Below are 22,801 nucleotides of genomic sequence, written 5' to 3' on the forward strand. Positions count from 1 at the left end.
GGAGTTCCACCATGGACCGCGGTGGCACGAAAGGAGTTTGGCGGATGCGATGTCTCCAGATAAGCTTCGTGCATGGGTTCCGAATCATTGGTGGTCAACGAAGTGTATATAAGCCTGCAGGGGGAAAGCACCTTTGCCGGCGTGCCGTGTGTGTTCGTCCGCCTGACAGCGTGCAATCTCCGGTGCTCCTATTGCGATACCGCCTATGCCTTCACGGAGGGTAAACGACAGCCGCTGGAGTCCATTCTCCGTCGGATCGATGAACTCGCCGCCCCTTACGCCCGCACCGCCGGAAGTCAGAAGCTGCCCTTGGTCGAACTAACCGGAGGCGAGCCCCTCCTGCAACCCGCCAGCCTGGATCTCATGCGGCTCCTTTGCGACCGGGGCTTTACCGTACTTCTGGAGACCAGTGGAGCCCACGACATTGGAAAAGTGGACCCCCGAGTTCACCGCATCATGGATCTCAAATGCCCCAGCAGCGGAGAAGTGGATCGAAATCGCTGGGCCAACATCGAGCTGCTCCAGCCGACCGACGAGGTCAAGTTCGTGATTGGCACCCACGAGGATTACGAATGGGCCAAAGCCGCGATCACCCAGCACACCCTGCACGAACGCTGCCCACTGCTCTTTTCCTGGGTTTATCCCTTGCGCCCGGAACAACAGGAGGCCTCCCTCAAGCGGGTGCCGCAAGGCCAAACACCCATTGGACGCAAAGAACTGGTCGAGCAGATCATCGCGGACGCCTTGCCGGTCCGGTTCCAGCTACAAATGCACAAGATTGTGTGGGCGCCAGACCAGCGGGGAGTGTGAGTTTTTTCCAGGCGAGGGCATTACGATTCAAAGGTCCGACGAGACAATCGTCCTCTTGTACGGAGTTCCGCCTTTAGGCGGTCCCCTGGGGATTGGTGACCATTGGACGGCCATATTCTACAATAGTGGCCCAACTCGCTCGCCTTTCCGCCTGAAGGCGGAACTCCATACAAGGAACCAAGCCTCGCGCGGAAATAATCACACCCCATTCGCTCGCCAGAGCCCTCTTTTCGTTGCTGCGCAACGCCCGCAGTGATACAAAGATCAAACTCATGACTCCCGCTGTTCACGCCCTGTCTGACACTGCTCCTGCTGGTTCTCTTCCCCTACGTCTCACTCCGGGAACCATTTTGCGGCGCTGGCTCCTGCTCAGCTGGCTCGGATTGGCCGGCACGCTCCTGAGCAAGGCTGAGAGCGTGGTGGTGTTCAACGAGATCCACTACCATCCACAGGATGGAGATAGCGCGGGCGAATTCATCGAGCTGATCAACCAGAATGCGACGGATCTCGATCTCTCGGGATGGCACATTGCTGGAGCGGTCCAATTCCAATTCCCTCCCAAAACCATCCTGGCGGGGGGCCAAACGCTGGTCATTGCTTCGAAACCGACTGATCTGGCAGCCAAGGCCGGGATAGCCACCGTGTTCGGACCGTGGACCGGGAATCTTTCCAATGGCGGAGAACGGCTGGAGCTCATCGCCCAGAACGACCGACGCATGGATGAACTCTCCTACTCGGACACTCCTCCTTGGCCGGTTGGGGCCGATGGCACAGGGTTCACGTTGGTGAAACGGAGCGCCAACCTGGACAGTGCGAACCCGAAATCATGGACCGTCAGTTCGCAACCCGGGGGGACCCCAGGCCGAATCGAGTGGCCAGTGCTTCCAGAGTCCAAGGCTCCGGAGTCCATAGGCTCACTGCTGGCCTTTTACCCCTTCGACGATGGCCCGCAGGATATCAGCGGAAACGGCCGTGATGGAACAGTCTCCCCCACGGGGGCCAATCGCACGACCGACAACAGTGGCTATGAGGGAAACGCCTACCGGTTCAATGGTCAGGGGTTCATCGATCTGCCCGTCAACCTCACCCCCAGCCTGTTTCCTCAGGTAACCATTGGCGCCTGGGTCAAAGCCGCTGGTCTCAGCAGCCCCGCTCGCAACGAGATTCTTTCCACGGACAACGGAGGCTATGACCGAGCGCTCACCATCGACTCGCGTAGCGGCCCGGATGAATCGGGCGTAGCCCGCTACGGTGCCTTCGGCGGTGCCGCGACGGGTTTGGTCATAGGCCCCCAAGCGCGCACCAGTGATGGCTGGGTCTTCGTAGCCGCCGTGTTTGATTCCACCAAAGCCCGGACCACGCTCTACGTTCGAACGAACACTTACACGGGAGCGGCCTCGCACGGCCCTTCGAGCTCGATCGTGCGGGTGGGCGCTCACCCTCAAGGCATCGAGTTCTTCAATGGGTGGATCGACAACGTCTTCCTGTTCAATCGTGCCCTCTCCAGTAATGAAATCGCCACGATTCGAACCCAGGGGGCAGCCGGTGTTTTATCCGTAGCGACCAACACCGTTCCCGACGCACCGACGGCAGAGCTGCCGTTGCTCGTCCTGCTACCCTTCGACAGCGGTGCCCAAGATGTGAGCGGAAACGGTCGGATCGGAACAACCAATGGAGCGGTCAGCTTGACAGCGGGCGGCGCAGGCAGAGAAGGAGAAGCCTATCGATTTGCCGGAGGTGGGGTAGGCATCCCCGTTGACTTGGGGCCCCGCAGTCACCCTCAACTAACTCTAGGCGCGTGGGTGAAGCCTGCAGCGGTGGCCACCCCTTACCGACGTCGGGTTCTCTCCACCAGCAGCCGAGCCTTCGAACGGGGACTGCATCTGGATTCACGGGTGGGTGAGACGGAGTCCGGAATCACACGCTATGCCGTGCCCGCAGGCGACGGGGTGGGAATGATAGCGGGTCGGCCCGCCACCACCAACGACACCTGGACTTTCTGTGCTGTCGTTTACGATGCGCACAGCGCTTCCACTCGCTTCGTGGTGGATGACGAGTTGTTTACCGGAGAGGCCACCCAGAACGCAACGGTCACGGCACTGACCATCGGTCGCGGGCCCACCGGGAGCGATCCCTTTCAGGGGCTGATCGACAACGTCTTCGCGTTCTCGCGCGCCCTCACCTTCGCGGAGCTGCAGAGCATCCGCGCCGGGGGTACGAACGCGATCTGGGCGCTCAATGTCCCATCGAAGACCACGACGTCGACAAACCTCCCGCCCGTCGCCGCTGCGCCCCCGGTCGTGTTGAATGAGATCCCGGCGGCGCGCGACAATCCCCCGCGCGTCGAGTTGGCCACCACCACCGACCGGATCATCGATCTGCCAGCATTGATGGTCTCGTTCAGTTCCGCCACCTCCACACGCGACGTCACCATCCCCGCGCGTCGGGTCTCGCCCGGGGAGCATTGGATGGTGGAGGCGTTGCCGGCTGGTGCAAGGCTTGCCGCGGGAGATCGAATCGTCCTCTACGATGCGACCAAGCAACGGCTGCTCGACGCCCAGATTGTTCAAGAGTGGCCCCAGGCCAGACTTCCCGACAGCGCTGGAGAATGGCAGCGAACCACAGTAACGAGTCTCGGCACCACCAATCCAATCGTTCGCCCGCTAGAAGTCGGCTTTAATGAAATCCATTATCATGCTCCCGCTCGATATCCGGATGGCCGTCAGGAAGAATCCACCGATCAGTGGATCGAACTCTACAACCGTGGCGGGGAGGACGCCAAACTCGGAGGGTGGAGAATTGGCGGCGATATTCAGTTTACCTTTCCCGCGGGAGTGGTGCTGTCGGCCGGGAAATACCTTATCGTTGCGAACAACATCGCCCGCTTCGAAGCCACCTGGCCCAATGTCCAAGCCTGGGGTCCGTGGGTAGGCAAGCTATCCTCCAAGGAAGGCAGAGTATGGCTGGAAGACGAGGCCGGACAAAGGGCGGATGAGATCGTCTATCGCGACGGAGGACGCTGGCCGGTAAATGCGGATGGCGGAGGCTCGAGCCTGGAGCTGCGCGATCCCAGGGCCGACCATCGTTCGCCTGAGGCGTGGGCCTCCAGCGATGAGAGTTCCCACAGCAGTTGGCAGACCTACACCTACCGAGGAGTGGCGGCACAGAATCCGGGCTACAACGTAGGGAACGATCAATTTCAGGAACTGGTGATCGGGCTACTAGATTCCGGAGAGCTTTTGTTGGACGATATCCGGGTTACCGAGGCCCCCAATGGGACGCCGGTAGCGCTCATTCAGAACGGGAGCTTCGATACGGATATCCCCGGAAGCCTGCCCGCCAAATGGCGCATAGGGGGAAATCATGGCGCCCATGGTCGAACTCGAGTGGTGACCGATCCCACCAACCCTGGAAATCAATGTCTGCACTTGGTGGCGACGGGGGCGACCGATTACCTCCACAACCATGCCGAGACTACCCTCAAAAAGGGCACGACCGTCGCACGGGTGGTTTCCGGGAGAGAGTATGAAATCTCTTTTCGGGCCAAGTGGGTCGCCGGAACCCCGCTGCTCAACACGCGCTTGTATTTCAATTTCCTTCAACGAACGCATGTCATCGCGACGCCTCCACGTTCGGGCACACCCGGCGCCCAGAATTCACGCTTCGTGGACAACTTGGGCCCTACACTGGATGGCCTGCGGCACTCACCGATCGTTCCGGGTCCCAGCCAAGCGGTATCCGTGCAAGTCAACGCCCAGGACCCGGACGGCCTAGCAAACGTGCTGCTTCAGTATTCGGTGGACGGAGCCGCCTGGCGCAAGGAACCCATGACGCCTGTTCACCCAAAAGGTGTGTGGACGGCCCAGATCCCTCCCCAGAAGGAGGGCGCGCGCATCCAGTTCTACGTCGAGGCGAATGACCTTCTCGGGCGGACTTCTTTTATTCCCGCAGAGGGCCTGGGATCCCGCGCCCTCTACACCGTGGAGGCCTTCCCGAACAGCCCGGGGACACTGCATCGAATGCGGGTGCTGACCACCGCGGCCGACGCGAACTGGCTTTACCAACCCACCAACCGAATGAGTAACGAGCGGATCGGCGCCACCGTGATCTACAATGATCGGGAGGTGTTTTACAACGTGGGGTTGAGGCTCAAGGGCAGTGCCTTTGGTCGAAACAACGACACGGAAACCGGCTGCAACCTGGAATTCGATCCCGCCCAACCATTCCGCGGGGTTCATGGCACGATTGCGCTGGAACGGTCAGGAGGTGGTGCGGGACGCGAAATTCTGGGCAAGTATTTCTTCAATCAAGCCGGAGGTGGTGTGGGCGGGCTCTTTGACGACGTGACGTCGGTGCAGATGCCGCGCCCCCAGGACAATGGCTTTGCCCTGATCGCCCTCAGCCGGAACACCGAAGATTTTCTATCCTCCCAATGGAAAAACGGCGACGAGGGTTCGGTCTGGAACATGGATCTGCTCTATAGTCCAAACGGAACCACCACCGGCAACGCCGAAGCCCCGAAGCTCAACTTCCCCTACAACCACGACTTTGGTCAGCCCGATATTCAAGACCTGGGCGACGACAAGGAGACCTATCGTTGGAACTTCCAGCTCCGAAATCATCGGGATCGCGACGACTATGTGCCGCTTATCCGCGTGGCCAAAGCGTTCACCCTCACCGGAGCTCAGTTGGATCAAGCGACTCAGGAAGCGATTGATGTGGAGCAGTGGCTCCGGCACTTCGCGGTGCATACACTCGTCGGAAGCATCGACGTCTATATGCGGTATTGGAATCACAACCTCCGGCTGTATGAGCGCCCCGAGGACGGCCGCGTGTTGGCACTGCCTTGGGACTTGGACAGCTCGTTCACCATCGAGACCACCGCCCCGCTGTGGAGCGCCAGCAACGGAATCGGGTCTCCGGTCCGCTTCGCCAAAGTGATCGAACTTCCGGGAAACGCACGCCGATTTTACGCTCATGTGCTCGATCTGGCGAACACTGTCTGCACCCCAGGCACTGCGGTAAGATGGGCAACCCATTACGGCGCACTGTGCCAGCAGGATTTCGCGCCCTTTGCAGACTTCCTCATCCAACGACGCCGCTATGCCCTTACTCAGATGAGGAGCCTCACCAACTTTTTCCGGCTCACCACCCCGCTGGAGATCGGGGCCACTAATAACCCGGTTTTGGTCAGCGGCCAAGCTGGCATCGAAGTCCGTTCCTGGGTGGTCAATCGTCAAGTTGTCCCCACCACTTGGACGGGCACTTCGCGAGGCCCCACCAATTTTACCCTCCAGGTCACCGCGCAGCCCGGCACGAATCGGCTGACCTTGGAAGCCTTGGACCACGACGGCAACATCTTGTCGAACTACACCCGCCAGATCACCGTGATCTTCCAAGGAGATCCGCCGTCCCAGCCGGGGTTACGGATCAACGAGTGGATGGCTTCGAACACACGCACGCTGTCAGACCCGGCCGATGGCGATTTCGAGGATTGGTTCGAGCTTTACAATCCGGGAACCACAGCGATCGACCTGAGTGGATACCTTCTGTCGGATCGAGCCACCGCTGCCGGCGGATTCGTCGTTCCGACGAACGGGAATTATGTCCTGCCACCACGCGGCTTTTTGCTCGTTTGGGCGGATGAGGAAACGGATCAGAATTCCGCCAGCACGCGAGATTTGCATGTGAACTTCAAGTTGTCGCAAGCGGGGGAGGCGATCAGTTTGCGCGACCCATCCGGAAAAGTGGTGGACGCGGTGGTCTTCGAATCCCAGATCGAAGATCTTTCCGAAGGTCGCTTTCCGGATGCGGCATCGGTGTTGTTGCCGCTCACGACGCCTACGCCCGGGCAGCCCAACTTCTACCGAGCCCCTCCCGAGGCCCCGATTCTTCGCAATGTCAGCCTGGTGGGAGGCAGCCAGATCCACTGGGAGGTGTCAGGCCGCACGGGCTATCGGTATCGATTGGAGACCAAGAATTCGTTGAGCGATCCAGAGTGGCGTCCCGTCGGCGATTGGGTCGCAGGAACCGGCGAGTTGCTCCGGTTTCAGGCGAGTGTGAGCGGGGAGGCAATCCCGCACCGCTTTTATCGCGTGGTGGCGGAGTAGGAGATGAATGGGGGGGATCGGGGGATCCCGAGCCGGACGCACGGATCTCGCCCAGTTGAGACCCCGCCCCACTTACCGGGTGTGATTAAGTCCGGGTGAGGCTCGACCCCGTATGGAGTTCCGCCTTTAGGCGGTTCCCTGGGGAGGGATGTCTGTTGGTTGGCTAAAATCTATGCCGCTAGGATATTTCCTCCGCCTTTCCGCCTGAAGGCGGAACTCCAAACAAGAGAACGATCGGCTTCTCGGACCTTGGAACAGCAACAGCCTCCCCCGGAAATAATCACACCCCCACTCACCCCCTTCCCCACTTAGAGCTTCCGTCAGCTAAGCGGCTGGAGTTAACTCGAGTCCATGGAACCGCTCGACCAGCTCAAGGCCCGGATCGAGGGCGCCGTCCCAGGCGCCAAGCTCGAACTCGTGCCCAACGATGCCCCCTGCAATCAGCCTTCCCTGCTCGTCGACCCGCTGCATGCGGTCGCGATCGCTCGCCATTTGAAGGAGGCACCCGGCCTGCGCTTGGATTTCGCCTCGAACGTGACGGGCATCGATTGGCCGGATCGGGTTGATAAAACCAAGGTCAAGGTCAAGAAAGTGGTCGATGGGGTGGAGAAGGAGGTCGAGGAAACGATCGAGACCAAAAAAGCGGGATATCTCGAGGTCGTGTATCATCTCTACTCCATGGAGCTTCGACACGGCCCGGTCATTTTGCGGCTGCGGACGAAAAACCGCGCTGACGGCGTCCATCTTCCTTCCTTAACTCCCGTGTGGCGAGGGTGTGAGCTTCAGGAACGGGAAGTGTTCGACCTGTACGGGGTTCGATTTGATGGGCATCCCGATTTAAGACGAATCCTCATGTGGGACGAGTTCAAGGATCATCCCATGCGCAAGGACTACCAGGAGCCGAACGACTACGAATACGAGCCCACGGCGCATGACGACGTCCTGGAGAAGCACCAGAAACAACAGCCCCCTTCGTAGTAACCCTCGGCGTATCGATGCTGTCAAAACTTCCTCGCTGGATCTGGTTTGGCACCTGGGTGCTCGCCTTTGTAGCGGGAATGGTCAATGTCATCGGCCTGCTCGGATTTGAACACCGCGCCCTTACCCACCTCACCGGCACCACCTCGCTTCTTGCTGCGGCGATAGCAGATTTGGACCTGCCAGAGATCCTGCATCTCGTGATTACCATCGGGTCTTTCCTAGCTGGAACCGTGATCAGCGGTTTATTGGTGCAGGACAGCAGCCTGAAGTTGGGACGTCGCTACGGGGTGGCATTGCTGCTGGAGAGCTTTCTTCTTTGTGCTTCCGTCCCCCTGCTCCGCGGGCAGAACGCAGCGGGAGACTATTTTGCCGCATGTGCCATCGGCCTGCAGAACGCCATTGTCAGCACGTACAGCGGTTCGGTCGTGCGAACCGCGCATTTGACCGGAATGTTCACGGATTTAGGTATTTTCCTGGGACATTTCCTCAAAGGCATTCCCGTCGATCTCTTGCGGTTGAGACTCTGTCTGAACATCATCTCCGGGTTCCTGTGTGGAGGCATTGCCGCGGCGGCGGTCTTTCAATACCTGGCCTATGACACCTTGATTATCCCGGCACTGATCACCCTCACGCTGGCATTCGCCTATCATCGATTCCGTCTGCGGCATACGGTTGACGCCTAAGCCCCTCTACCTCCCCCCACGACGACCCCCTACCAACTCGATGAACGTACGTTCACCGAGTTGGTAGGGGGTAGGGCCAGCGTCGAGGTTGCCCGAGGTAGGCCAGCGCACCTGGTCACTAACTCCCCCGAGGCAGGATCCTCAATGAGTCCGTTCTTGTCCGAAACAACGTCGAAATCGCCAGGGCTTACCCCAGCGCCTCGAGAGAGTTGTGCGACGAAAGTGCCGGCCACCGCCCAAATGACAAGTGAGGGGACAGGCCTCTCCCGGTACTGTGGAACAGGCGGGTATTGATCTTTCGCAAACTTCTGGCTTCTCAGCGCTTGAGACTCTGTACTATTCTGCGCGCATGCTCGGTGGCGGCATTGTCAAAGGCATGGTCGAGACTGCCCGGAATTTCATTGGGTCGTACACCGATGAAGCCCGGCTGACCACGGTGGAATACCCCGAGGAGAGGATTCCCACCCAGGAAAACGCGCGCCAATTTCCGTTTCTCGTCTATGACGGTGAGGATCCCATGTCGGGATTGCGCTGCGTGGCCTGCCAGATCTGTGAAAAGGAGTGTCCGCCTCAGTGCATCTTGATCGTCAAGGACACCACCAAGAAACCTGATTACATCGGGAAGCTGCAGTTTCAGCCCAAGGTCTTCGATATCGACATCTCGGTGTGCATGAGCTGCCAGATCTGTGTGGAGGTTTGCCCGTTCGATGCCATCAAGATGGACACCGAATTCGAGCTGTCCACCTCGGACCGGTTCGAAGGTTTGCTCGTTCACAAGACGCAACTGGCAAAGCCCAACCGCCATTTTCATAAGATTCATCCGACCGATGCCGCCGAGGTCGACGGACGGCTCGCCGCGGAAAAAGCGAAAGCGGAGGCCAAGGCGAAGGCCGATGCCGAGGCCAAAGCCAAGGCAGCTGCCGCAGCCGCGGCGGCGCCCGCAACGGCCCCGGCTCCCGCGAGTGCTGGGGGATCAGCAGCGGCCCCGGTGTCCCCGACGCCCGCGCCTAAGCCCAAGCCAACGCCACCGCCGTTGGCATCGACTCCGCCCGAACCGCCTAAACCTTAAGCCCCCGACTGAGCCGAAGCGCACCCGACGACACCATGCTGGATCTGTTAACGAGCTTCTTATCGATGCTGTGGAAAATGGTCAGCGACCAGCCGCAGCCCAAGGCGGATTTTCTGACTCATTTTCCCGATGTGTGGCAGCCGGTCGTCTCGAGCCTGCTATCCATCGTTCCCATCCTGATGGTTTTCCCCATGCTTTTCGCGCTGACGACGGTTATCGAGCGCAAAGGACTCGGGCGCATTCAAAATAGGCGCGGACCCAATCGTGTAGGCCCTGCCGGCTTCCTCCAGTTCGCGGCCGACGGCATCAAGACCCTCACCAAGGAGGATGTGGTCCCTCGAGCAGCCGACCCGTTCGTGCACTTCATCGCGCCGATCATCTTGGTCGTTCCGGTATTGCTCACCTTCTCCGTTCTCCCCTACGGCAAACATTTAGTACCGGTCGACCTCGACAGCGGGTTGTTGTTTTTCTTCGCTATCGGAGCCGCAACTGAACTCGCCGTTTTCATGGCCGGTTGGTCGAGCCGCAACAAGTATTCGCTGCTGGGGGCGATGCGCGCGATCGCCCAGATGATCAGCTATGAGATCCCGTTGATCCTCTCCGCCCTCACGGTGGTGATGCTCGTCGGGTCCATGTCTCTGCCGACCATTGTGGCCGCCCAGGTCGGGCAGCCGGGCGATTGGCTCGCGAGCTGGCATGTCTTCACGCCTTGGGGATTCGCTGGCTGCCTGCTTTTCTTCGTCGCTGCGTGCGCGGAGGCCAACCGTTCCCCCTTCGATCTTCCGGAGGGCGAATCGGAAATCATTGCGGGATACTATTTGGAATACTCTGGCTTTAAGTTCGCTCTGTTTTTCCTGGGAGAATACCTGGGGCTCTTTGCCGCCAGCAGCCTGGGGATTGCGCTCTTCCTCGGCGGTTGGAGCGCGCCCTTTCCTTTCCTCAACGCCTGGGTGCCGTCCTGGGTCTGGTTCCTCAGCAAGCTGGTGGTGCTCATCGCCATCTTTATCTGGATCCGAGGCACGGTACCCCGGGTTCGCATGGATCAGTTGATGAATCTCGCGTGGAAGTTCATGCTGCCTCTGACCCTAGTTAACCTGCTGGCCGCCGGTTGCTGGCACTTCTTGGGTAACCCCGTAGCCCGGTGGGGAGTCACCTCGGTGCTCATCGCGGGGGCCTATTTGGCCATCAGCCGCGGTTTGATGCCCGCGAAGGAAATCGGAAGGCGAGTGTATCGGTATGCGGATTAAAAGTAGGGTTTCTTAGGAATCCTTTTAAAGACATGGACGCCGTCTCATTCATTCTAGGTTTGATCACGCTCGCAGGAGCGGTGGCCGCCATGTCCCTGCGCAATCTGATCCATTGTGCCCTCGCCTTGATCCTCGCTTTCGGGGGCCTGGCCGGGATCTTCCTCTATCTCAGCGCTCAATTCGTGGGGTTGGTTCAGCTGCTGGTCTACGTGGGGGCGGTAGGCATTGTCTTCGTCTTTGCCATTCTGCTCACGCGCGGCGGGGGGGAGGAGCCGAAGCCTTTCTTTTCGCCCTCCTGGTATGTGGGAGCGGGAACAGCGGCGCTGCTGGCGATCGTGCTGGGCGCAGCGATCCTTGGAAGTCCCTCGCTGACGGATCGAGAGGCCCACTCGACCAAACCGACGGTGAAAGAAGTCGGCGCCAAGCTCATGAAAGACTTGGTCATCCCCATGGAGATCATGGCTCTACTGCTCACCTCGGCCCTGATCGGGGCGACCGTGATCGCCATGCCCGAGCCGAAGGGGAAGGATACCGAGGAGGCCAGTTAACTCACCCACCGCATGACTTTCTACCTCATACTCTCCGCCCTGTTATTCTGCATCGGCCTAGCCGGCGCTCTCATGCGCCGGAACGCGATTTTGGTGCTGATCGGAATTGAGCTGATGCTCAACGCGGCGAACTTGAACTTCATCGCTTTCTGGAAGTTTGCTGAGAAGGGCGACGACTTGAATGGGTGGATGTTTGCCATTTTCTCGATCGCGATTGCCGCAGCCGAAGCCGCAGTAGGGTTGGCCCTGGTCATCGCCATCTACCGGCATTATCGCACCACCAACGTCGATGCCATGGATTCGTTGAAGGGCTAAGACACCAACATGAGATGGATCGTCAACAATCTATGGCTGATTCCGGGCCTGCCGCTGCTGGCAGCGGGCCTGATCGCGCTCATTCCACGAGCGGGCCGGCGCCCGGCCGCCACCCTGGCCATCGGCGCGCTGGGCCTGTCGTTCTTGCTGTCCTGCGCAGCGATGGCAACAGCCAGCTCAGCGCACGGAACGCCGCTCGTCCATAACTTCACCTGGCTCGAGTTTGGGTCGACGGCGCTGCGGCTGGGCTGGCTGCTCGATCCCCTGAGCGCGGTCATGCTGGTGATGGTGACGTTCGTCGGGACCCTGATTTTCATCTACAGCGTCGGCTACATGGCCCACGACGCCAACTTCACGCGTTTCTTCTGTTTCTTATCGCTGTTCGCGGCCGCGATGCTCGGAGTGATCATTGCCAACAACCTGCTCCTGCTCTTTATTTGCTGGGAGCTGGTAGGCCTCGCCTCTTACCTGCTCATCGGATTTTGGTTTCAGAAACCATCCGCCGCAGCGGCGGCCAAGAAGGCGTTTATCACCACTCGCATCGGGGATATGGGCCTGTTCCTGGGCATGCTCTGGCTGTATTCGGACACAGGCACATTGCTTTTCTACGACGCCGGTGCGGGATGCCTTGAAGCGTCGGCCATCGCTCAACTGGTCGGTAAAAGCATCGGCGCCGGACTGGTGGCCAGCACGGGCATCGCACTGCTGATTTTCTGCGGGGCGATCGGCAAGTCGGGTCAGGTTCCCCTCCATGTCTGGCTTCCCGATGCGATGGAGGGTCCCACTCCGGTTAGCGCCCTCATCCACGCAGCCACGATGGTCGCAGCGGGAGTGTTCCTCATGGCCAGAGTGTATCCGATTGTCTCGGCCCTGCCCCCGCCCGCCCCCACCGCCGTGATGGCTCAGGCTTCAGGCTCCCCGGCGGCGGCTTCGGGCGGTTCCGCGCAGGCAGCCACGACCACGTCAGCGGCGAAATCCACCGACTCTCACGCCCCCGCAGCTTCCGTTCCGCACTCGGCCGACCAAGCTCCCCGGCCCGTCTCGCTCGCTCTGCACGTCATCGCGTGGATCGGAGGCTTTACGGCGCTGTTCGCCGCGCTCATTGCCGTCGCTCAAACGGACATCAAACGCATCCTGGCGTATTCGACGGTTTCCCAGCTCGGCTACATGTTCCTGGGTCTGGCCACGGGAGGCGTGGCGGTGGGGATGTTCCATCTGATCACTCACGCCTTTTTCAAGGCCTTGCTGTTTCTGGGCGCCGGATCGGTGATCCATGGCTGCCATGAGGAACAGGACATTCGACACATGGGCGGTTTGCGCCGGCTCATGCCGTTGACGTTCCTCACCTATGCCATCGGAATGATGGCGCTCTCGGGTGTGCCGCTGCTCTTCTCGGGCTTTTGGAGCAAGGACGAAATTCTGCACTCCGCCGCAGTGTGGAGTGGATCCAAATGGCCGTTGGTGTTTGCACTGCTCGGTGCGGTTTTGACCGCCTTCTACATGACGCGCCAGATGATCTATGTGTTCTGGGGCAGCTACCGCGGTCACGCGGGAGACGTTGCTTCAACGCAGAACGAAAGTCACTCCGCGCATCCCGTGTCCCATTCGAGTGCCCATCAGGTTCACGAAAGCCCGTCCGTGATGACCGTGCCGTTGGGGGTGCTCGCCGCGGGCGCGGTCCTACTCAGCGTCCTGGGCACTCCGGTGTGGCCCTGGTTTCATGCGTTCTTGAGCGGGCATGCGGTGAGTTTCGTGCCTCACATTTCGCTGGGGGTGCTGGCCGTGATGCTGCTGTCGGTCGCCTTGGTGGCGCTGGGCATCGGCCTGGGCGTTTGGATCTACGGGCGTCGACCGGGGGAGGATCTAGCCGTGCAGGATCCGTTGGAGACCGCGCGGCCTGTTTGGTTCGCAGTTCTGCGTGGTCGGTTCTTCATCGACGAGCTTTACGAGAAATCCTTTCTCTTTTGGAGTCGGCAAGCGGGCCGGTTTAGCGACTGGCTGGACCGTCAGGTCCTCGCCGGAGCCGTGCGCAACGTGAAGGTGCTTTCGATCGCGGGTGCCTGGGTGGTGCGGCTCATGGACGACTTTGCGGTGAATCTGGGATGGGACCGCGGCTGCGACGGCATCCAGCGCGGCGGACGGTGGGCCTCCTGGATTCAGAATGGGCAAACCCACCGCTACCTCCGGGCGCTCGCCCTGGGAATGGCTGGGCTTATGATGTGGATTCTTTGGCGCTAGTGGATTTGAATCGATCGCGATCAACCAAACCGAACAACGACTGAATTGATGTCCTTTCCTTGGCTGACATGCCTGACCGTGGTGCCGCTCCTGGGCGGAGTGATGGTCGTGGGGCTGGATGAGCGTTTCGAGCGCTGGTCGAGACGTCTGGCACTATTCTTTCAGTGTCTCGCGCTGGCGCTGGTGGCTGGAGTCGCCTGGCAATTTGACACCTCGGCAACCGCCATGCAGTTCGTGGAGAAGGCCAGCTGGATCCCATCGATCCAGGTCAACTACCACTTGGGGGTGGATGGGCTGGGGTTGTTGATGATCGCTCTGGCCGCGCTCGTGCTTCCGTTCGCCACTCTGATGACGGCCCCAGACGTTCGGAACCAAAGCCTCTACTACGCCTTGATGCTGTGGGTGCAATCCGGCCTCTTCGGAGCATTCACCGCCCTGAACTTCGTTCATTGGTTTCTGTTTTGGGAGCTGAGCCTGATTCCGGCCTACTTTTTGATTAAGCTGTGGGGCGGCCCACAGCGAGGGCCAGCTGCCCGACTCTTCTTTGTCTACACCATGGCCGGGAGCATCGCCCTGCTCTTGAGTTTCTTAGGAACCTATGTCGCCACCGGAACCTTCGATTTCCAGCAGCTCGCGGAGAAGGGTCGGGGGCTGGATGGAGGTTTGGCGGCGCTGTTCAACATCAAGCTCGCCTGGTACTCCCTCTCCACCCGGACACTGGCGCTGATTCTGTTCGGCGGTGCCCTGCTGGGCTTCGCGGTTAAAGTCCCCATCTGGCCCTTTCACACCTGGCTGCCATTGGCGTATTCGGAAGCGCCGACCCCGGTGACCATGGTCCTGACCGGGGTGATGTCCAAACTCGGGCTCTACGGCGTTCTGCGCCTCTTGTTGCCGATTTTCCCCGAACAAATGCGCTGGGTTCAAACGCCGCTGCTCTGGTTGACCATCGCCTCGATCGTTCTGGGCGCACTGGCTGCCATGGCCCAACGAGATCTGAAACGGATGCTGGGCTACCTCTCGATCAGCCATCTGGGCTATTGCTGGCTGGGAGTGCTGGCGGCGGTGCAGATCACTCCGGGCGATTCCAAATGGATGGTGGAGAAATCTGCCGCCCTCAGCGGCGCGATGCTTCAGATGTTCAATCACGGCGTGATCGCGGCGACCTTGTTCGGCATGGTGGGTTACTTGGAACTCCGTTCCGGGGGCCGACGAGACATCGACGACTTTGGCGGCCTTCGACAGGTGGCACCGGTCTTCTGCGGATTGATGGGCATAGCGCTCTTCGCTTCCATCGGGCTTCCGGGGCTCAGCGGGTTTGTGGGAGAGCTGCTGATTTTCAAAGGGGCGGTGGCGCTGACCACGTGGGCGGCGGCCCTATCGACCGGGGGCCTGCTCATGACGGCGGTTTTCTTACTGACGCTGGCACAAAAAGTCTGGCACGGACCACTGAAAGCGTCCGGAGAAACATTTGCAGATCTAAGCTGGAAAGAGCGGTTGACGGTAACTCCCGCCATCGGCCTTATTTTCCTCCTTGGCGTGTATCCCCAGTGCGTGTTGAAGTTCGTCAACCCCACGGTGTTGACCTTGGTAGAAGGGTTGGGATTCTGATGCTCGCTTGGCCTATATATCTGTGTCTGATTGGGGCGGCTGTCCAGTGGCTGCTGCCCAAGGACGATGCCCAGCCATCCCGCGTCGCAGCCCTCGTCACGGCGCTCGCCTGCCTGGGATGCGCGTTGGGGGGAGCGTTGGGACTGACGGTTGAAGGCGGCTTGCAGACCATCACTCGTATCCCATGGGTGCCGGGTTTGGGGATCGAGTACTTTTTGGCCGTCGATGGCATTAGCCTTACCCTGGTGATTCTCACCGGGATCGCGGCCACGGTGGGGGTCCTGTTCTCCTGGAACATTGAACATCGTCCCCGAGAATTCTTTTGCCTGTACTTGCTCCTCCTGGCCGGTTGCTTTGGCGTGTTCCTGAGTGCGGACTTGTTCCTGCTCTTCGTGTTCTACGAGCTGGCGATCATCCCGAAGTATTTCCTTATCGCCATCTGGGGTTCCAAGAATCGCGAGTATGGAGCCATGAAACTCGCGCTCTACTCCTTCATTGGAAGTGCGTTGGTCCTGGCGGGACTCGTAGCGGCCTATGTGGTGTCGGGTGCTAAAACCTTCAGCCTGCTCGAGCTGGCGCAGTTTCCCTTCGCGGAGACGTTCCAGTACTGGGCCTTCCCGGTGGTGTTCGTGGGATTTGCGATTTTGGCGGGTCTATGGCCATTTCACACCTGGGCGCCCACGGGACATTCCGCCGCCCCGACTGCAGCCTCCATGCTCCTGGCTGGCGTCGTCATGAAGTTAGGTGCTTACGGTGCCCTCCGCGTGGCCATTGTGTTGTTTCCCCAAGGGGCCATGGCTTGGCGCGGCGTGTTCTGCACGCTGGGTGCCGTCGGCATTCTTTACGGAGCGCTGGTCGCGCTGACCCAGAAAGACCTGAAATATGTCATCGGCTATTCGAGTGTCAGCCATATGGGCTTCGTGCTGCTGGGGATGGCGACGCTCTCGACGATAGGGCTCAGCGGGGCGGTCCTGCAGATGTTCTCCCATGGTATCATCGGGGGACTGCTGTTCGCCGTCGCGGGCCGCATGGTTTATGACCGCACCCACACTCGGGATCTGATGGAACTCCAACGCCTGCGCCTGAGCACCGCATTCCCGTTTGCCGCCGTCACGTTCGTTTTGGCGGGACTCGCCTCGATGGGGATTCCTGGTTTTAGCGGCTTCGTCGCGGAGATGAAGGTGTTGATCGGAGCGTGGCAGGTCTACCCGGGGCTGGCGGTCTTGTCGGGCATCGGCATCGTGGTCGGCGTCGCTTACACGCTCAGGGTGATCCAGATGACCTTTTACGGCGTGGCGAGTGGCGAAGCGGATCTGAACCTGCCGGCGGCGCGGGCCCTCACCGAAGGAGACCATGCCACTCCCATCTCGGTTCCCGAGCGCTTCGGCGCCCTGTTCCTGATCGCTCTGACCCTGGCCATTGGACTTTATCCGCGGCTGCTGCTGGACTGGATTGTTCCGGCCTTCAGCTCGCCCCTGTTCGACGGTCTGCGAAAAGCGGGAGGTTTGGAGTGACTACCGACTACCTCCATATTTTCCGGACGTTGCTTCCCGAGTTCCTCCTGGTCGCCACCGCTTTAGTGGTGCTGGGGACCGACCTGACCCTCTGGCGGCGCTGGCCAGTGTCCTTCCGCAAGACTTTGGCGGCACTGCTCACCACGGTGGGTGGCTGTGCGGTAGGATGGTCCTTAAGTCGAGCTGGGAGCGACGTGAACCTCCAGGAAGGACTGTGGGTCGTTTCTGGTCCGTCCATCTTTCTCAAGCGAATTCTCCTGGGGTTAACCGTGGGGACCGCGTGGCTGAGCCGCGAAGAATCCTTCACCCGCCATGTTGGGGAATATTTCGTTCTCCTGCTGCTGAGCGCAGTCGGACTGTTTGCCTTGGTGAGCACAGAGCATTTGCTGGTGGCGTTTGTGTCCCTGGAACTGCTGAGCCTCTCCCTCTACACCATGACCGCCTTCCACAAAGGATCCCTGCAGAGTGTGGAGGCAGGGTTGAAGTATTATCTGTTTGGCGGGATCGCGGCCGCCGCCCTGCTCTACGGGATCAGCCTGCTCTATGGAATATCCGGGGAGATCTCACTCACGCCCATGGCTGCCAAGCTCGGTGCCCAAGCGGCCGAGCCCATCCTCTATGTAGCCCTGGTTCTGGTGGCGGCGGGGCTGGGATTCAAGATCGCTGCGGTGCCCTTTCATCTGTGGGCACCCGACACCTATCAGGGAGCGCCCATCTCGACAGCCGCCTTCGTGGCCAGTGGTTCGAAAGTGGCCAGTTTCTTCCTGCTGGGCAAGCTGATGATGAGCGGCCTTCCTGCCGTGGCAGGCGCCGGAGGCTGGCGGGCGTTCCAGCCCGGTTGGATTCCGCTGATGGCCCTTATGGCCGCGGCGTCGATGATCATCGGGAATCTGGCCGCCTTGGCACAAACCAGCCTGCGCCGCATCCTGGCCTATTCGGCCATCGCCCAAGCCGGCTACATCCTCGTCGGACTGTCGGGCAATCAGCCCGCCAGCACGCAGGCGTTGATGTTTTACGTCGTCACCTACGCCATCGCGAGCCTGGGTGTTTTTGGAATTGTGGCGATTTTGGAAAAGAACGGCGGGGCCGATTCCCTGGCTCGCTGTGCCGGGCTGAGCCGTCGATCTCCCTATGTCGCAGGTTGCTTGGCGGTGTTTATTCTTTCGTTTGCCGGCATTCCCCCGCTGGCGGGTTTCTTCGGAAAGTTCTACCTGTTCACCGCGGCACTCAAGTCCACGACGGGCTCGATGGGCATGCTCTGGCTCGTCCTGCTGGCGTTGGCCATGAGCTGCGTCGCGCTCTATTACTACCTCCAGATCCTCAAGCAGGCCTTTGTCTCTCCTGCACCCGATTCCAACGAGACTCTGGACATCACCTGGATGACGCGATTGTTGATTGGGCTCTGCGCGTTGGCGGTCATCCTGATGGGATGTTTCCCCCAGTGGCTCCTGAGCCGTTTTCCGGTGGGGCAGTGACGGGGGAGCGGCGAGTTTCCGACGGAGGGGGCGATTACGATTACGATTACGATTACGATTACGATTACGATTACGATTACGAGAGAGAGGGAGAGGTGTTGCCCGCGGAACACACGGATCAGGAACAGGATCCCTGAGCAGATGAATTCTTTCCCATCCGAGTCATCCGTGAAATCCGTGGTTACCACTCCTGTTTCCCAGTTGGTTCCTCTCCGCGCCTTTGTGGGCAAACAGGTTCCCAGTTGACTGCCGGCTCGGGATCCCCGGTGTGACCTCTATGCTCTCCGGGTGAAAAAGGCGCTCCAACCCCGATGTCTCACACAGAGGCCGCAGAGCTCACAAAGGATCGAGTTTGACAGCCCGGGTTTAACTCCATTCCGCTCGCGAGACGAATGACACATCAACTCCCAAGGTTAGACTTATCACCTCCAGCCACTTCGGAATTAAACTATCCCACGTCAAGGTCCGGGCAAATTCTCGCCCCGCTGTTCCGTACGTTTCTACCAGCCCGGGGTCTAGATACAATTTCTCGATGCAGCACGCTAAGTCGTCTGGGTCGATCACCGCATGTTCCACGACGTTCGTTCCCGTGGTAATGGTTGTCAAAATCCTCGCCAGTTCTCCTCTCCCTCGAACCAATTCAGAGCAGGCGCTGTAGTCGGTGGCGACCACGGGTACGCCAGCCGAAAGGCTTTCGATGATCGGAAGCCCAAAACCTTCTGCGTTGCTTGGGAGTGCGGATATGTCGAAGAGGTTGTAAATCTGGTTAAGATGTGGATCTGGAATCGCCCTATCGAGTGAGAAATCGGGGCTGCACACGTCGGCTTTTCCCTCTAAACCATACCTGCGAAACAGGGTCACAATGTCGTGACCTACATCGCACGGATTCATGTGGAGATAGAGGTGGATATCGTCGTACTTCGCTGCCAACAGCGCGAACGCCTTCACCAAAGCAGGGATGTTCTTTCGCGGTTGATTACGTGCCACGCAGCCGACCACAAATTTGCCCTGGAACCGTGGGTGGCCCTTAATATCACTTCGGTTTGGAAGAGGTTGAAAGACCTCTGTGTCAACGCCGTGGTAAATGAGATGTGACCGCTTTGAGGGGATGCCGGTCTTTAAAACACTTCTACCAAATTCGGACATGCAGACGATCTCATCCATCCCCATCAGGACGGACTCCCATGGTGGATAGAGCGGGCCCGCATCCACGGGGACGTAGGAGATCCATTTGAAGCCTTTTCGTGTGGAATGAGTGTGGATCCACTGTGTCATCCAGATCTCCCCTAGGCTGATGACAAGGTGTGGCTGGAACTCGTTGACAGCTCGTTCGAAGGAATCCTGACCATGGCTGCCCGCCGAGGAAGGATACATCCTGAGTGGATACGACGACGATGGGTATGGCCAGCCATCATATCCAACTCCGACCACAGCCAGTTCAAACCTTGGATTCTTCGCCAGACGAGTAGTCAGCTCTCGACTCACTCGACCGAAACCTGTCGCCAATAGCGGACTGTCGCTGACCCACAATATTCTAATCGTGCGACTCAAAGTGTTGGGTATCAATGGTCACGGGAATGTAGGCACTGATGTGACAACCCTCCCACCAGCCCGGTTCAGGCATCGCATACGAGCCAGGCCAATTCTGTGGATCGGATCGCCGCTGTCTCAGCTTCCTGATCGTGAGCTCAGGAAGATAGAGTTGGATCGCGCGATGCACAGTGTTATCGCTCATACCAATTGATCTGCGGCGATCTTCCAACTCAGACCAAAACACGCGGTGAACCATTGGGGACTAAACATTCCGTTCCGGGAGATATCCAGATACCACTTCAGCACAATGGATCAGGTACGATCGGCTCCGAAGGCAACAAGGTCGTACGTTCCTGTAGAGCTGGCCTTGATAATGTTTCCAAGAGTCAGGGTGATCTCACCAGGGAAAATGGCGGGGGTCGCCGCACCACACGAAATTCGAGCAAATGGCACCCCAGGGGTTGCAGCTGCGTCCTTCAGAAAATAGAGGTCCACATTGGTTGCACCCGCGCTGTAGCACCGAATGTTGCTTACAATCGTAGATGTCGCGGGCGCCTGAACCGTGTAGATGGTCTGAAGACCAGTCACGCCGGAAAGGGATCCAAGAGTCTTAAGAATGAATGGCATAGAAGTTGGAGAATTATCGTTGTTGGCGCCGAGAGAACCTAGTCCCTTTCAATTCCGAACAGCAGCACGGTGATGTTAGCACCACCGCCTGTTGGCGTTGCAGAGGCCTGCGCACTTAAGCCTTCCGCCGCCGCCAACTCGACCACATCACTCATGAACGCAGAAGCAGAGGCCCCTAGCGTCGCCGTTTTGTGGATCGGAACTGTCCCTCGTAGGAGACTTACTGTCAGACTCGTTGTAGAATTATTAAAAATCGCCACACCCGATATTAAAGCGGATTTCGGAGACACCGGTGAATATATGCTCGTGCTGCTATTGGTGGTAAGAAGCATTACGCCGGGGGTAAGTGCATTGAGGACTTTGATATTTGTTGCCATAGGTTCTTAGTGGATATCTGGCTCTTCGACGATTTTGTATTTCAGAATCGAGTCTCGCACATGTCTGTTTCGCGACATGCCCGCACACACTCGATCAAGCTCGATGACGCAAGAGGGAAAGTATAAATCCATCATCTGCGTCGGTTGCTAGCTCGGTGTAGAGACTGTTGTTTTCTTCTTTGAATCCTTGTACCAGTTTGCCCGCGGGAGCCCGGTTTTCGAAATACTGAACGGAGACGCACGCCTTGTTCGATAAGTTCGTCAGGCCTGGTAAAGCCGGAGAAGGTGGCGTAGGATTAAGGTCGAGCACGTTCTCTCGTACCAACAAATTATTGACTCCTATAAGCATGGCACCACTACCTTTTTGATTACCCGGTGTCTGTCCGTTGAGATAACCAATCTTGTTGTTACGAACTATCACGTTGCCATAGGGAACTCCCGAGTTGTTGTTGTAGGTAATCACTCCCAAGGCATACCGATCTGAAATACCAGTTGGTTTAACATCAACCGGGGTTAGTTCGATGACATTATTTTCAATAAGCAAACTCTTCACCGCGTACACCCCCCCGCCGGGCGCGGCCATCTGGAAATTTGGTCCAGCCGCTACGTTCCGATAGGTGTTGTTTCTTATAGTGATATCGACCGCCCCGAGTGTACTGAAGGGACCACCCTGAAAAATGTTTTGAATTTGGTTTCCTTCAACGACGCCGCCCTTGCACCATGCCATTGCCATCGCACGTGCGTAATTTGCGGGCGTTCCGTCCGTCATGGTCGTACGTCCGCCATCCACAAAGCAGTTTCTGATGTAGGGGCTTGTTCCATCAACTTGCGTAAAATTTCCTTCCGGGAAACCAACATGAAGCGCCGTCATATGCCGTGTCCACGTCGATCCTGGCTCGATGACGATGCAGTCTTGGATCCCGCAGTTCGTCACCGCACTCGAGAGGTTCGTTCCGTCGCCCGTAAGCATACCGATCACGTAACCCAGATTCCCACTGGATTGTTTGCTTCCCCAGTTTTTGACCTTAACCTGAACGACACGCGAGTGGTTTCCCATGATCCGGACAGCTCCAAATGAGCTAGCACCGCTGTTCGCCGAAAAATTACAATCGATGGTCAGCGAGCTGACCTCACAATAGTCAGCACTCGTAGTCAGAGCATGTCCGACCGCGTAGATGTTTTTGGACGCAGTGGTATTGACAAGTTGGATGGTCGTCACATCAATGCCGGAACCCACTATCCGGATGCCGGGGCGCAACTGCCATCCCCCCGAAATACCGTCGTAATAACCCGTGGTTTGAAATACTCCTGGCCCCAGATGAACGCAGCTGTTGTTTGAGATTCTTGTCGTGGGTGACGTGGCCCATAAAGCATCGAAATCGGCGGGAGTGTTCGCCAAAACAGTGAAAGGATCGTTTTGCGTGCCCGTGCCCAAAATTCCGGCGGAACCGCCCGATCTTACGGTGACCCACACATCAATCCTTGGTGGATCCAGTAGCAGCGCATCAATTAATGACATAGTGAAGTGAGGCGGACCCCGAAAACCGGGCCAGGGGTTAAGCTATGATTGTGGCTGAAGGGTGTGGGTGTTAAACCCAAACCACAGCGACACATAATGAAAGCCAAACGGAAAAGACACGAACCCGAATTCAAGGCCCGCGTAGCC

Annotated in this window: 18 protein-coding genes; 13 read left to right on the forward strand and 5 right to left on the reverse strand. The window is 58.8% G+C overall.

Going from position 1 to position 22,801, the window contains the following annotated elements; all coding sequences use genetic code 11:
• The first annotated feature begins 72 nt into the window (after positions 1 to 72).
• From JNN07_18225 to JNN07_18285, 13 genes are all read left to right on the forward strand, one after another.
• The gene (locus JNN07_18225) at positions 73 to 810 is read left to right on the forward strand and encodes a radical SAM protein (protein ID MBL9169683.1); all 738 of its coding nucleotides are present in this window, start codon (positions 73 to 75) and stop codon (positions 808 to 810) included.
• A gap of 272 nt (positions 811 to 1,082) precedes the next feature.
• Positions 1,083 to 6,920, forward strand: coding sequence for a lamin tail domain-containing protein (locus JNN07_18230; protein MBL9169684.1), 5,838 nt, complete (start codon positions 1,083 to 1,085; stop codon positions 6,918 to 6,920).
• Positions 6,921 to 7,271: 351 nt separating this feature from the next.
• Complete coding sequence (locus JNN07_18235; GenBank protein ID MBL9169685.1) at positions 7,272 to 7,898, forward strand: NADH-quinone oxidoreductase subunit C; 627 nt, start codon at positions 7,272 to 7,274, stop codon at positions 7,896 to 7,898.
• A gap of 17 nt (positions 7,899 to 7,915) precedes the next feature.
• The gene (locus JNN07_18240; GenBank protein ID MBL9169686.1) at positions 7,916 to 8,584 is read left to right on the forward strand and encodes a DUF1275 domain-containing protein; all 669 of its coding nucleotides are present in this window, start codon (positions 7,916 to 7,918) and stop codon (positions 8,582 to 8,584) included.
• 349 nt (positions 8,585 to 8,933) lie between these two features.
• Positions 8,934 to 9,653, forward strand: a complete 720-nt coding sequence (locus JNN07_18245) for a 4Fe-4S dicluster domain-containing protein (GenBank protein ID MBL9169687.1) — start codon at positions 8,934 to 8,936, stop codon at positions 9,651 to 9,653.
• A 35-nt stretch (positions 9,654 to 9,688) separates the two neighbouring features.
• Positions 9,689 to 10,900, forward strand: a complete 1,212-nt coding sequence (nuoH, locus tag JNN07_18250; GenBank protein ID MBL9169688.1) for an NADH-quinone oxidoreductase subunit NuoH — start codon at positions 9,689 to 9,691, stop codon at positions 10,898 to 10,900.
• Positions 10,901 to 10,932: 32 nt separating this feature from the next.
• Positions 10,933 to 11,448, forward strand: coding sequence for an NADH-quinone oxidoreductase subunit J (locus tag JNN07_18255; protein ID MBL9169689.1), 516 nt, complete (start codon positions 10,933 to 10,935; stop codon positions 11,446 to 11,448).
• Between the two features lie 12 nt (positions 11,449 to 11,460).
• Positions 11,461 to 11,763: an NADH-quinone oxidoreductase subunit NuoK gene (gene nuoK / locus JNN07_18260; protein MBL9169690.1), complete on the forward strand. Its 303-nt coding sequence runs from the start codon at positions 11,461 to 11,463 to the stop codon at positions 11,761 to 11,763.
• Between the two features lie 9 nt (positions 11,764 to 11,772).
• On the forward strand, positions 11,773 to 14,001 hold the full coding sequence (locus JNN07_18265; protein MBL9169691.1) for an NADH-quinone oxidoreductase subunit L: 2,229 nt from the start codon (positions 11,773 to 11,775) through the stop codon (positions 13,999 to 14,001).
• Positions 14,002 to 14,046: 45 nt separating this feature from the next.
• Positions 14,047 to 15,609: an NADH-quinone oxidoreductase subunit M gene (locus JNN07_18270; protein ID MBL9169692.1), complete on the forward strand. Its 1,563-nt coding sequence runs from the start codon at positions 14,047 to 14,049 to the stop codon at positions 15,607 to 15,609.
• Complete coding sequence (locus JNN07_18275; protein ID MBL9169693.1) at positions 15,609 to 17,123, forward strand: NADH-quinone oxidoreductase subunit M; 1,515 nt, start codon at positions 15,609 to 15,611, stop codon at positions 17,121 to 17,123. The genes JNN07_18270 and JNN07_18275 overlap by 1 nt, the downstream gene beginning before the upstream one ends.
• Positions 17,120 to 18,598, forward strand: coding sequence for an NADH-quinone oxidoreductase subunit N (locus JNN07_18280; protein ID MBL9169694.1), 1,479 nt, complete (start codon positions 17,120 to 17,122; stop codon positions 18,596 to 18,598). Before JNN07_18275 ends, JNN07_18280 begins: the two co-directional genes overlap by 4 nt.
• Positions 18,565 to 18,735: a hypothetical protein gene (locus tag JNN07_18285; GenBank protein ID MBL9169695.1), complete on the forward strand. Its 171-nt coding sequence runs from the start codon at positions 18,565 to 18,567 to the stop codon at positions 18,733 to 18,735. Before JNN07_18280 ends, JNN07_18285 begins: the two co-directional genes overlap by 34 nt.
• 229 nt (positions 18,736 to 18,964) lie before the next feature.
• Here JNN07_18285 and JNN07_18290 read toward each other — a convergent pair whose 3' ends face one another.
• From JNN07_18290 to JNN07_18310, 5 genes are all read right to left on the reverse strand, one after another.
• On the reverse strand, positions 18,965 to 19,972 hold the full coding sequence (locus JNN07_18290) for a glycosyltransferase family 4 protein (protein ID MBL9169696.1): 1,008 nt from the start codon (positions 19,970 to 19,972) through the stop codon (positions 18,965 to 18,967).
• 160 nt (positions 19,973 to 20,132) lie between these two features.
• Complete coding sequence (locus JNN07_18295; GenBank protein ID MBL9169697.1) at positions 20,133 to 20,333, reverse strand: hypothetical protein; 201 nt, start codon at positions 20,331 to 20,333, stop codon at positions 20,133 to 20,135.
• 110 nt (positions 20,334 to 20,443) lie between these two features.
• A complete protein-coding gene (locus tag JNN07_18300; protein ID MBL9169698.1) occupies positions 20,444 to 20,758 on the reverse strand; it encodes a hypothetical protein in 315 nt (104 codons plus the stop codon).
• A gap of 38 nt (positions 20,759 to 20,796) precedes the next feature.
• Positions 20,797 to 21,135: a hypothetical protein gene (locus tag JNN07_18305; protein MBL9169699.1), complete on the reverse strand. Its 339-nt coding sequence runs from the start codon at positions 21,133 to 21,135 to the stop codon at positions 20,797 to 20,799.
• Positions 21,136 to 21,229: 94 nt separating this feature from the next.
• Entirely contained in the window at positions 21,230 to 22,654 is a 1,425-nt protein-coding gene (locus JNN07_18310) for a hypothetical protein (GenBank protein MBL9169700.1), read from the reverse strand.
• Positions 22,655 to 22,801 lie beyond the last annotated feature (147 nt).

This window comes from Verrucomicrobiales bacterium, from assembly GCA_016793885.1.
GTDB lineage: Bacteria > Verrucomicrobiota > Verrucomicrobiia > Limisphaerales > UBA11320 > UBA11320.